At 51.7% G+C, this 12,270-nt stretch carries 8 protein-coding genes and 1 pseudogene; all 9 read left to right on the plus strand.

Features of this window, described 5'->3' with window-relative positions; genetic code table 11:
• Positions 1-2 precede the first annotated feature (2 nt).
• Complete coding sequence (locus M5B42_RS00665) at positions 3-1,037, plus strand: glycosyltransferase (protein ID WP_248744732.1); 1,035 nt, start codon at positions 3-5, stop codon at positions 1,035-1,037.
• Positions 1,038-2,330, plus strand: coding sequence for a hypothetical protein (locus M5B42_RS00670; protein ID WP_248744733.1), 1,293 nt, complete (start codon positions 1,038-1,040; stop codon positions 2,328-2,330). It begins immediately after the preceding gene.
• Positions 2,331-2,395: 65 nt separating this feature from the next.
• Positions 2,396-3,763 (plus strand): hypothetical protein, encoded by a 1,368-nt coding sequence (locus tag M5B42_RS00675; RefSeq protein ID WP_248744734.1) that lies wholly within the window; start codon positions 2,396-2,398, stop codon positions 3,761-3,763.
• Between the two features lie 70 nt (positions 3,764-3,833).
• Positions 3,834-5,747, plus strand: coding sequence for an asparagine synthase (glutamine-hydrolyzing) (gene asnB, locus M5B42_RS00680; RefSeq protein WP_248744735.1), 1,914 nt, complete (start codon positions 3,834-3,836; stop codon positions 5,745-5,747).
• Positions 5,748-5,807: 60 nt separating this feature from the next.
• On the plus strand, positions 5,808-7,952 hold the full coding sequence (locus tag M5B42_RS00685; RefSeq protein WP_248744736.1) for a bi-domain-containing oxidoreductase: 2,145 nt from the start codon (positions 5,808-5,810) through the stop codon (positions 7,950-7,952).
• Positions 7,953-8,051: 99 nt separating this feature from the next.
• Positions 8,052-9,698, plus strand: a complete 1,647-nt coding sequence (locus tag M5B42_RS00690; protein ID WP_248744737.1) for a heparinase II/III family protein — start codon at positions 8,052-8,054, stop codon at positions 9,696-9,698.
• A 7-nt stretch (positions 9,699-9,705) separates the two neighbouring features.
• Entirely contained in the window at positions 9,706-10,884 is a 1,179-nt protein-coding gene (locus M5B42_RS00695; RefSeq protein WP_248744738.1) for a glycosyltransferase family 4 protein, read from the plus strand.
• A gap of 2 nt (positions 10,885-10,886) precedes the next feature.
• Entirely contained in the window at positions 10,887-11,849 is a 963-nt protein-coding gene (locus M5B42_RS00700; protein ID WP_248744739.1) for an SDR family oxidoreductase, read from the plus strand.
• Between the two features lie 99 nt (positions 11,850-11,948).
• A pseudogene (locus M5B42_RS00705) lies at positions 11,949-12,253 on the plus strand (IS21 family transposase); the annotation flags it as partial.
• Between the last annotated feature and the right edge of the window lie 17 nt (positions 12,254-12,270).

The following is a 12,270-nucleotide window of genomic DNA, read 5'->3' on the forward strand; positions in this document are numbered from 1 at the left end:
CTGTGCGTATCTGTTTTTTTGCTAACATGTCAGCTCATGAAAACTGGCGTGAAATGTTTGACAAGGTCGAGTTCTACCGGGTCGATATTCGTATCCTCAAGGAATTGGGTCACGAAGTCATAGTTTCAGGTACGCCTGCGACGCTGGACTGGAAGGCTGATTTGTATTTTTGCTGGTGGTGGGGGCATTCGCCGCTCCCGCTGTTGGCCGGAAAATTGCGCCGAAAACCGGTGATCGTGACGGGGGCATTCGATTATTCAACGTGCCGGAAAGAAATTCCCGGTATGTGTTATCTGGATCGCCCGTGGTGGCAGAGAGTTGTATTACGCGCCTCGTTGCTGTTGGCTGACAGGAATCTGTTCATCTCTCATTTCGAGCGTGAGGAAGTGACCTCGAATCTTTCGGTGAAAAACCCGGTCGAGGCGACGCTGGCAATTGATACCGACTTTTACTCTCCTGGTGATCAAGCCGCGACGCCTGGTGATTATTTTTTTACCGTAAGTTGGACAAGTCGGACCAACGTTATTCGCAAGGGGCTTATTCCTACTATTGAAGCGTTTGCCCGGTTGGCTGAGCGTGCGAAAGATCTTCGTCTCGTTATAGCCGGGAAAAATGGCGATTATTTGTCCGAACTGAAGGCGTTGACTGCAAGGCTTGGGGTAAGCGATCAGGTCGAGTTTATCGGAATGATCTCCGATGAAGAAAAGCGTACTCATTATCGCAACTGCCTGGCCTACGTCCAGCCGACGCTTTATGAAGGGTTTGGGCATGCCATTGGCGAGGCCTTGGCCTGCGGGGCTCGTGTCATTACTTCGCCGCGGGGCGCAGTGCCAGAAGTAGCCGGCGATCATGCCTATTGGGTTCAGCCCGAGAGTGTTGACGAAATCGCGGCCGCCATGAGCTCCGTACTTCAAGCAGAAGTCGGCGATGGCGCGGCGGTTCGGCATAATTGGATTGTGTCGAAGTTTTCTATTGCCGCGCGTCGGGATGTTCTAAAGGCGGTTATAGATTCACTGGCACAAAAAAAGCGGGTGTGAATGTATGGGGTGTTCAAGGGCAATCGCTATGAATGGCGGTGTGGAGTGCTAGCGCGCCTAATCGCCTTGCTGGAAGGTTCACGGCTTTTTCAGCTTTTTATTATCACTGCTTGTATTCAAGGTGGTGTCATCGTCAGCCAGTTCCTGGTTTTCCCCTGGATCAGCCCCGCGGAGGTGGGGACGATTCGCTCCGTGGAAACCATCATTGCCCTGATCGTGCTGGCTGGCAGCCTGGGTATGCAGAGCATCGCGGTTCGAGAGTCTTCGGAGGTTGATGGTCTGCTGCTTCAGGGAGAGGTACTGCAGCGTGTTTATATGCTGATCGGCCTGACGTCTTTTGTGACGGTGCTGGGTGTTTGTATTGGCTACGGCCTTCTTCCGGTGTCGATCATTGGTGGTTATGTTTTACAGGCCTGTGGTCTGGTCTTTCTGACTAATTTGATTCGTGCTTCCACCGCGTTTGCGCAGGGTGTGAAAGCGATCAGGGAAATATATTTTGCATTGATGCTGGCAACCACTGCCGGGGTATTGGTGCACGTTTTGTTGACGCGAATTTATGGGGTTCACGGCTGGGTGCTCGCTCGCTACTTTGGTGAGGGGTTGTGTTTGCTTGTGGTGGGATGGAAGTTGAGGGCGTATGTCACCTCGGCCTGTGATAGGCGTCATTTCAGTTGGCAAAAGCTGATCGTTATGGCGCGCTCCGGTGCGTTGGTCAATGCGAGTCTTTTTGTCCGCCTGATTGTTGATAGCTTGCCGATATTGCTGTTGAATTATTTTACCTTGCCCATCGACCAAGTCGGTTATTTTGGTGTTGCCATGCTCGGCCTTGTTGCCGGGATATTGCCCGTGACGATAATCGCCCAGCGGGCACTTCCTGAGCTGGTCTCGGCGTTTGAGGACAAGGAAATATTTCGAAAAAATTACGCATTATTTGTCAGTACTATGCTGAAAGTGTCGTCCTTGACTGCCGTGCTGTTGATACTGGCTTCTCTGATATGGCTGTTTTTTTCGAAAGGGGCCTATGAGTTGACAGCACTCTATTCTCTGGTATTGGCACTGTCGTTACCCATGAAAGCGATGGCACTCTGCTGTGGTACAATGCTGCTGGTCCTTCGGGTCTTTGGACTCAGTTTGAAAATAAATATTGTCGAGGGTTGTGTGGTTTTACTTACACTTTTCAGTGGCGTTCCACTGATCGGCGGATGGGCGGGGGTTCTGGCGTCTTTAGTTGGGGCGGCCTGTTCTGCCGGTTTGTTGTTTTATTTTTTACGGCAGCGCTTGGCAGAGTTGTGAGCGAAAGAAGGACAGCTTTTGAAAATGTAAAGGCCTCGGATGGTCGATAGATGATAGGGGGTCTTATGGAACTTGCTTTAGTGGCTTTTATTGGTTTTCTCAGCATCGCCTATTGCCGCCTTGTTGGGCTGTTTGCACGCTTTGATGTCAGGCGCGATGCGTTTTTTATTTTTTTTTGCTTTCAGGCAATTGTTTACCTGATCGCGTCCCCGATGGGTGTCTACTTTCTGAATGATGGGGCCGACGTGTCAGGCTACTCGGGGTTCTGGATAGGGATATTGGTTTTTTACTTCCCCGTCCTGTTTGTCGCCTATGGATTGTTGGTGTGGCGTCTTCCCGGGATTGAAAAGGTGGTTGTCGTTTATCGATCTCGGTTCGCGATTACCGCGTTTTCAATTCTTTCTATTCTGTTGCTCGGCATTTATTGTTTTCGCGCGTTATCGCTTGGTTATTTTTTTCGGAGAATTGGTTCGGCGGAGGCCGCACAGCTTTTTTCCAGTTTGAGCGGATTAGACCTGCTGTTGATAAAATTTCATGATATGGCGGTTCCGCCCATTTTTTTCATGCTGATCGTGATCTTACGTCAGCAGTGGTCTCCGTTGTGGATGAAAATTATCGGAGTCATATTGGCTGTTGATGTATTGATATTTGCCGTTGTCAACTCACGGATCGCATTGGTTTTTATTTTTGTGTCCGTTGGAGTCATGATGTTGTGGACGGGGCTTGAGTTGAAGAAGTTTGCGCTTCGAATGCTGGCCCTGTCTCCCGTTTTTCTCTATCTCATGATCGTACTGGTCAACTTTCGCACCAGTGTTGATGCGGGAGGGGTCGACTACCTTGCTATATTGAATCCCTTTATGATAAGCACGGGGGGCTCTCAGATTAGTGCCCATGAGTGGTTGGATCGGGTCAATTGCTTTGATTTGATCAGTATCATCAGTCCTGTGCTGCAAGAACGTGGGTTTCCTTTGGGAGAAGCTTGGTATAGTCCATTCATCAGCTTGTTTGGTCCGCTGGTAGGCTCAACTGACGCGATCACACTGAAGGCGATGGGGATGACGACCGCCAAGGCTTTCATGATAGGGGAGTACACCAGCTTGTCCGCTGTTGATTATCAGAGCTGTGGACTAACGGATGCGTACGGCAATTTCGGTCCGGTTGGTTTTATTTTGGCGGGCCTTGTTCATGGTGTTTTCCTGGGGCTTATCACGCGCCTGCTGATGCATGGACGCAGTGGGCGAACACTGCTGGTGGTCATTATGCTGTCCTACTACTTCCTGCTCTTTGAGCAGGAGTTTTTCAATTTTGCCGTTGGCTGGATAAGGATCGTACCTTGGCTGGTTGTCTTGGCGCTGCTTGTACCCATTCGCTATTACTCCGTTGTTGGCAGTCGGTCTGCACCTCCTGAAAAAACTGCGGTTTCGACTGGATAGTCTTTTGCTTTTTAAATGAAGAAGCAAACGATATTTTAAACACATTGAGAGACGTTCTATGTGCGGTATCATGGGGTATGTTCATCGCGGTGAAAAAGAAACGATCGATTTTTCGGCGGCGCTTTCTTTTATTCGCCGTCGTGGTCCTGATGACCAGGGCGTTTGGTCGGATACAAACGCTGGCGTCTGGTTAGGTCAAGTACGCCTGTCCATTCTCGACACTTCTTCGGCAGGCCACCAACCCATGATTTCGGCCGATGGTCGGGTGGTCATGGTTTTTAATGGGGAAATCTATAATTTTCGCGAACTTCGAGTTCACTTGGAGAAAGCCGGGGATACGTTTTTCAGCCAGTCCGACTCCGAGGTTCTGCTTGCCTTGTTTTGCCGTTATGGCATCGATTGCCTGTCGCGCTTAAACGGTATTTTTTCGGTTGTCTTTTGGGAACGTGACACTCAGAAACTCTGGGTTGCCCGTGATCAATTGGGTGTCAAACCCCTTTATATACACGCTGGGCATGATCGCTTTGCTTTTTCGAGTGAGATGAAAGGTTTGCTGCGAGGCGGATTTACCAAACCGGACATTGACCCTCAGGCGGTATTGGCCCATTTGGGGTATTTGTGGTCGCCCGGGGAAAAGACAATCGTCCGGGGTATCAAGAAGGTGTTGCCCGGGCAGGCCATGTGTATTGTCAATGGTCAGGTCGAGAAGGCGTGGTTCTATTATGAGCTACCCATGTTGGAGGCTTCACAGCTTCAACCTGTCGAGGAAACGACCCGGGAGTTGGCGGCAGCGGTTCGCACGGCTGTCAAGCGACAGCTGGTGTCGGATGTACCGTTGGGCTCGTTTCTTTCGGGAGGCCTGGACTCCAGTGCCATCGTTGCATTCGCTGCTGAGGAGATACGAGGCAAGGAGCGTCTGCAATGTTTTAGCATCAAGATTGACAGTGCTTCCGCTGCCGGCGAGGGATTTGCCGAGGATTTGCCATACGCGGAAAAAGTGGCAAAACATCTGGATGTGGACCTGCAGGTAGTCACTGTCGGTGACGAAATGATGGACCGCCTACCTGATGTGGTCTATCTCCTCGACGAGCCCACGGCGGATCCGGCAGCGCTGAACGCGTTGTTTATCTCGGAGATGGCCAGCCAAAACGGCATTAAGGTGCTGCTGTCCGGGGCTGGTGGCGATGATATTTTTACCGGATACCGACGTCATTTCGCCCTGGCGCAGGAGCGTTGGTGGGGGCATCTGCCTGCTGTTATTCGTAAAGGGCTAGCGGGGAGTGCTGCACTACTGCCTGCGTCTTCACCCTTGTCGCGGCGCGTGGGCAAGGCTTTCCGCTATGCGGAGTTGCCACAGGACGATCGGCTGATCAGCTACTTCTTTTGGCTGGCCCCGGACATGGCTTTTGGCCTGCTGGCACCTGACTTGCGTCGGGAGTTATCGATCGACGACCTGTTCGCTCCAATGCGTGAGTCGTTGGCTCGTCTTCCGAACGACGCTACGCCGCTGGACAAGATGCTGACTTTGGAGTGCAAGCATTTCCTGGCAGACCACAATCTTAATTACACGGACAAGATGGGGATGGCGACGGGGGTTGAAGTTCGTGTTCCCTTGTTGGACCTGGAACTTGTCAAGCTGGCAGGTAGCTTGCCTTCGGGGCTCAAGCAAAAGGGTCGGGAGGGCAAGTGGATTTTCAGAAAGGCCATGGAGCCTTATCTCCCGCATGATGTTATTTATCGCCCTAAAACCGGTTTTGGCGTGCCGCTTCGCCATTGGCTGCAGGGGCGTTTGAAGCCGCTGGTCGATGAGGTGCTGTCACCCGTTTCGCTCGCGTCCAGGGGGATTTTCGATCCGGAGGCTGTTGCCAGTTTGATCAAGGCAGATCGCGCGGGTCGAATCGATGCGGCTTACACCTTGTTTGGTATCGTTTGCATGGAGCTATGGTGCAAGCAATATCTCGATGGGCATTTTGCTCTCGACTGACGTTGGATAAGATGGGCCTCCGTACGATAAACAGAATTTCAACTTTACTGGTATTTATGCATGAAGCAGGTTGTTCAAAATATGTCTAGCGGTGAAACGTCTTTGGTTGATGCCCCTGCGCCGGCGGTACGCAGCGGTGCCTTGAAAATGGCAACGACCAATACGTTGATATCTGCCGGTACGGAACGCATGCTCGTGGGGTTTGGTCGCGCCAATTGGTTTGAGAAGGCGCGCCAGCAGCCGGATAAAGTCCGCATGGTATTGCAGAAAGTTCAAACGGACGGTTTGATGACTACTGTCGATGCGGTTCGATCAAAGTTGGCCCAACCGCTTCCCCTTGGCTACTGCAATGTCGGGGTTGTTACCGAGATCGGTAAGGGCGTTTCTGGATTTAAAGCAGGGGATCGCGTCGTTTCGAACGGTCCCCATGCTGATATTGTCGTTGTTCCGAAAAACCTTTGCGCCCGGATTCCTGACGTCGTCAGTGATGAAGCGGCGTCGTTCACTGTGCTTGCCAGTATTGGTTTGCAAGGTATTCGTTTGGCCTCGCCTACGTTGGGTGAGACCTTTGTTGTCACTGGCGTTGGGTTGATCGGCCTCATGACCGTGCAGCTTTTACGGGCACAGGGATGTCGCGTACTGGCCATTGATTACGACGAGCAGAAACTTGCAATGGCGCGTCGCTACGGTGCTGAAACCTGCAATCCGGGCAAAGGGGAGGACCCTGTCGCTGCAGGTATTGCTTTCAGCAGAGGTCGTGGTGTGGACGGCGTGATCATAACCGCCTCGACCAAATCATCCGATCCTGTCACTCAAGCAGCAAACATGTCCCGTAAGCGGGGACGTATCGTTCTCGTGGGCGTCACGGGGCTGGAGTTGAATCGCTCCGACTTTTATGAGAAGGAACTTACTTTCCAGGTTTCTTGCTCTTATGGTCCCGGGCGATACGATCCTGATTATGAAGAGCGCGGAAATGATTTTCCGATAGGATTTGTTCGTTGGACGGAACAGCGCAATTTCGAAGCTGTTCTGGATATGATGGCCAGTGGTCAGCTCGAGGTCGAATCGCTGATCTCCCATCGATTTGCCTTTGAGCAGGCGGGTGACGCTTATCAGGTGCTGACGACGGGCACCTCAAGCCTTGGTATTATTTTGCAATATTCCTCGAGTGAGACGGAAAGGAATATTAAAAAGGTCGTCTTGAACACGCTTGCGCCATCTCATTTCAACTCCATCAAACCGGTCGTTGGTTTTATCGGTGCGGGTAACTATGCTTCGCGGATGTTGATCCCTGCTTTCAAGGCGGCGGGCGCTCAACTTCACACCATCGTTACCGCCGGGGGGCTGAGCGGCGTCATACATGGGAGCAAGGCCGGTTTCGCCGAGGCCTCGACCGATGTAACAGGATTGCTTGAGGACGCGAGGGTCAACACGGTTGCCGTTGTTACTCGGCATGACAATCATGCGCGTTTTGTTACACAGGTCTTGGATGCCGGTAAGCATGTTTTTGTCGAAAAGCCGCTGGCTATTGAGGCACAGGAGTTGCTGGATGTGGAGAGGGCCTACCATGACGCTTACGCCCGTGGGGCCAAGCTTCATTTGATGGTCGGGTTCAACCGTCGTTTTTCTCCACAGATTCAAAAAATGAAGGCACTGTTACAAAGTGTCAAAGAGCCGAAGTCCTTTATCATGACGATGAACGCCGGTGCTATTCCTGCTGATCATTGGACACAGGATATAGCAGTGGGGGGAGGACGTATTATCGGAGAGGCCTGTCATTTTATAGATCTCATGCGTTTCCTCGCAGGAAGTCGGATTGTTTCCATTCAGGCACGACGAATGGGCGGAGTCGATGGCGTTACCATTACCGAGGACAAGGCGGCGATCACACTTGGGTTCGAGGATGGTTCATTTGGAACAGTCCATTATCTGGCAAATGGTTCTTCGAGCTTTCCCAAGGAGCGAGTTGAGGTTTTTACTGCTGGTCGAGTACTGCAACTGGATAATTTCCGTAAATTGAGGGGGTTTGGTTGGCCGGGCTTCAAAAAGCTCAACCTCTGGAAGCAGAACAAGGGGCAGAATGAGTGTGCCCGTGCGTTCCTGGCTGCAGTTGAGAGCGGCGGCGAGACCCCGATTTCCGCAGCGGAGATTTTTGAGGTTGCCCGGGCCAGCATCGAGGTCGCACAGATGTTGCGTGAGCAGTGATATTACTCTAGGTTTACGCTTTCTGAAATGTTATGAAAAGGGTCTTATACGATGGGAATGTTTCGCATAGGTCCCAACTCATTTATTATTTAAACTTTTATGGGCGATGTGCTGATGTCTCGGTTTTTGAAGCTCTATCACACAGTCAAAACCTTACGATTGAAGCAGATTGTTTACAGAATATATTACCGTTTTGTAAAGGTTGGGCCATTTGTGGTCTCGGGGTACAAAAAGAGCACATCGTTTGGTCTCGGACAGATTCCCGCCTGGAGTGCGTCGAGACTGACCTCGGATAAGCAATTTGAGTTCATGGGAATCAAGCAGCCAGTGCAATGGAATAGTTCGACGCTTCCAAAAATCTGGCTTTACAATCTGCATTATCTAGATTGCTTGACAAGCGTTGACGTTACATCTGACGCCCTTGACAGTTATATCGTCAATCGCTGGATCGAGGAAAATCCACCCTATTCAGGGTGTGCTTGGGAGCCTTACACGCTTTCGTTGCGCATTGTGAATTTGCTGAAGTGGTTTCGCGGTCGCTCGGATTTGAAGCAGGATTGGTTGGATAGCCTGGCTCTTCAGACATTCGCACTGTCCAAACAAGTTGAATACCATATTCTCGCCAATCATCTATTTGTTAATGGCAAAGCATTGCTCATGGCTGGCTGTTTTCTGGACGGTCTGCATGTCGAGTATTGGCGGCATCTCGGTTTAAAAATACTCGATCGCGAGATTGATGAGCAGTTTTTATCCGATGGAGCACACTATGAGTTGTCACCCATGTATCACGCCTCCCTAATATGGGATATGTGCGACTTGGTCAACCTCGCCGCACACACACGGTGGGCACCGCTAGCAGAGCGTCTTGAAAAGTGGAAGGCGGTTGTCAGGCAAGGCATCATCTGGCTGCGTGATATTCAGCACCCAGATGGTGATATTCCTTTTTTCAACGACTCGGCATTTGGGATCGCACCACGCTTGCGAGATATTGAAGCCTATGCGCAGTTATTGGGTTGTTTGCCACCGCCAATGCAATTCGTGGCGGGGGGCGTGGCAGCCAGATGCTACAAGGACAGCGGTTATGGTGTTATTGATTTGGACGAAGGTGGCAAGGCGTTGATGAGCTTTGCGCAGATAGCCCCCGATTATCAGCCAGGGCACGCCCATGCGGATACCTTGAGTTTTGAACTCAGCCTCTTTGGTCAACGGGTTTTCGTCAACTCGGGAACCTCGCGGTATGGTGAGGATCGTGAGCGTCACCGCCAGCGCAGCACTGCCGCCCACAATACTGTTGAAGTGAACGGGGAGAATTCATCTGAGGTGTGGGCCGGGTTCAGGGTCGCGCGACGTGCAAGAGCTGAACTTGAGGCGTTTGAGAGCGTCGACGACAGTGCGCGTATAGCATGCAACCATGACGGCTATATTCGTTTGAGGGGCCGCAACATGCACCGGCGCGAGTGGCGGGCGACAGCTGGCGAGCTGCAGATTATTGACAGCATTACAGGGGCGTTTGATTGCGCGCTTTCAAGGTTTTTCGTTCATCCCGATGCGACTGTCTTGCGTGATGGGAGAAATGTGAGCGTGGTGCTGCCCCTGGGGGGAGTCGTGCATGTCTGCTTTCGAGGTGCTGTCAACATCAACGTTGTTGATTCAACATGGCATCCGGAGTTCGGGAAGTCCATCCCCAATCAGTGTATTATTGCTGAGCTTTCCTCGGAGATACTGATGACCACCATAACCTGGTGAGGTTTATTTGAAAATTCTAATACTCAGTTTTTATTATCGCCCTGATCTATCTGCCGGTTCGTTTCGTACCAGCGCGCTTGTGCAGGCGCTGCTGGAAGACTTGCCCACGTACGCCAGTATTGAGCTGATTACGACGTTGCCCAATCGCTACAGCTCATTTAATAGTGAGGCCCCTGAGCACGAAGAGCATTCACGCCTCACTATTCGCCGTATCGCGTTACCTGCCCATAAAAGTGGGATGCTGGATCAGGCCCGGGCGTTTTTAGTCTACGCGCGCCGTGTGCGTAACCTGACTCTGGGCAAGCACTATAATTTAATCTATGCGACTTCTTCGCGACTGATGACCGCCTCGTTGGGGGCCTGCATAGCAAGACGTCAAAACGCGCCCCTTTACCTTGATATTCGCGATATTTTTGTCGATACCATCAAGGATGTGTTGCCGAAAACACAGTCATGGCTTCTGACCCCTCTATTTTCATTACTCGAAAAATTTACTATTCGGTCTGCAAAGAAAGTCAATCTTGTGTCTGCGGGCTTCCTTCCTTATTTTGAACGTGCTTATCCTGAGCAGATCTATTCTCTGTTCACCAATGGGATTGATGATGAGTTTTTGAGCGCGGGTCCAGTGGCGGCTGAAGCCAGCTCAAATAAAATCCTGGAAGTGGTATATGCCGGTAATATGGGCGAGGGGCAGGGTCTGCATCATATTATTCCGCAGTTGGCCAAGCAATTTGAAGGTAGGCTTGTATTCAAGCTGATTGGCGATGGCGGGCGACTTGAGATCCTGAAGTCTGCAATTAGCGCAGTGGGCTGCACCAATGTTGAACTCTTGAAACCTGTCAGGCGTAATGAGCTGATCAGGATTTATCAAGCTGCGGATATATTGTTTCTGCATCTCAATGATCACAATGCGTTCCGTAAAGTTTTACCCTCAAAACTCTTTGAATATGCGGCGCTGGGCAAGCCGATTTGGGCGGGGGTTGCCGGTTATGCGGCGAATTTTGTTTCTGAAAATATAGACAATGCTGCGGTATTTACTCCATGTGATGTGTCGGGTGCTGTGAGTGCTTTTCAAAAATTGAACGCTGTTACGGCCCCGCGCGATGAATTTATCGAGTGTTTTTCTCGATTAAGCATTATGCGTGAAATGTCGAAAGACATTGTCTCTATCGTGAAAGGATCCTGATAATGCGTGTTGTTCTGACGGGAGGCAACGGTTTTATCGGTCGTGGCTTGATTACTGTGCTACTGGAGCGAGGGCATGAGGTCACTTCTGCAGTACGCAGAAAGCAAGCCAGCCTGGATCCGCGTATCAGGCAATGTTGGGTGGAGGGGCTTTCTGCCGATCAGGAGTGGCGACCGCTGCTGGCGGGGCAAGACGTTGTCGTTCAACTCGCTGCACGAGTACATGTCATGGGGGATACTTCATCTGATCCTCTTGCTGAATATCGCAAGGTCAATGTGGAGGGAACGCTGAGTCTGGCTCGGCAGGCGGCTGAGGCTGGAGTTAAACGGTTTATTTTTGTCAGTTCGATCAAGGTTAATGGAGAGTCCACCTCTCTCGGAAAGCCTTACACTGCTGATATGGCGGCGGCGCCTCTGGATCCTTATGGGGTGTCAAAGATGGAAGCCGAACAAGCTCTGCAAGCCCTGGCGGCCAGGACAGGCATGGAGGTGGTCATTATTCGTCCTGTTCTTGTTTATGGTCCGGGTGTGAGGGCAAATTTCTTTGCCATGATGAACTGGTTATACAAGGGGGTGCCGATGCCATTTGGTGCAATTGATAACAATCGGCGCAGTTTGGTGGCATTGGACAACCTGGTTGATCTGATTATGACTTGCCTGGTTCACCCAGCAGCGGCAAATCAGGTTTTTCTGGTAAGTGATGGTGAAGATCTTTCGACGACTGATCTGTTGCAGAGAATAGGTGGCATGTTAAATAAGCCGGCACGTTTGATACCAGTACCATGCTGGTTGCTGGAGGCCGGTGCCATAATATTAGGCAAGCGAGCGCTTGCTCAGCGTTTATGTGGGTCGTTACAGGTCGACATCCGCAAGACTCGCGAGCTTCTGAGTTGGAGTCCATTGATCAGTGTCGATGAAGCGTTGCGCAAGACGACCGAGGATTTTCTAGCGCAACGGGCGGGTTGAAACAGGATCTCGGTCCAGTGGCTCCAAGAGGTGTCACGATTGGCGGCTAGTCATTGGTCGCTGGCTGGCCATTGATTTTCGTTGCGGGTCACAAGAGTTCTCCAGCAGGCGCACATCTTCCTCGGTGCCTCGAACTACACCCATGCCTGCGCCACGCCGGGCGAGCCCCAGGTGGACTGGGTGATGGCGTTGAGCCGGGCCCTCAGCTATTTCGGTGGCGTCTCTGAAATGATCGCTCCGGATAGCCCGTGCGCTCTGGTTGCCCGGCCGTTACAAGCCGGACCTGAGGCGTGCGGCACTGAAGTGTGCGCCGGTACTACGGCGCCATTATGCTCCCGGCGCGGCCGAGCAAGCCGCAGGATAAGGCCCGGCTGGCGGTGCAGGTAGTCGCGCGCTTAATCATGGCCCGGGCTGCGGCACA

The organism is Pseudomonas sp. MWU12-2037, from assembly GCF_023242345.1.
In the GTDB taxonomy this organism is placed as follows: domain Bacteria; phylum Pseudomonadota; class Gammaproteobacteria; order Pseudomonadales; family Pseudomonadaceae; genus Aquipseudomonas; species Aquipseudomonas gingeri_D.

Excerpts from the sequence above, each read along its gene's own strand:
- M5B42_RS00685 (WP_248744736.1), top strand. The coding sequence starts at position 5,808 with ATGAAGCAGGTTGTTCAAAATATGTCTAGCGGTGAAACGTCTTTGGTT.
- M5B42_RS00700 (WP_248744739.1), top strand. The coding sequence starts at position 10,887 with ATGCGTGTTGTTCTGACGGGAGGCAACGGTTTTATCGGTCGTGGCTTG.
- asnB (WP_248744735.1), top strand. The coding sequence starts at position 3,834 with ATGGGGTATGTTCATCGCGGTGAAAAAGAAACGATCGATTTTTCGGCG.
- M5B42_RS00675 (WP_248744734.1), top strand. The coding sequence starts at position 2,396 with ATGGAACTTGCTTTAGTGGCTTTTATTGGTTTTCTCAGCATCGCCTAT.
- M5B42_RS00670 (WP_248744733.1), top strand. The coding sequence starts at position 1,038 with ATGTATGGGGTGTTCAAGGGCAATCGCTATGAATGGCGGTGTGGAGTG.
- M5B42_RS00690 (WP_248744737.1), top strand. The coding sequence starts at position 8,052 with ATGGGCGATGTGCTGATGTCTCGGTTTTTGAAGCTCTATCACACAGTC.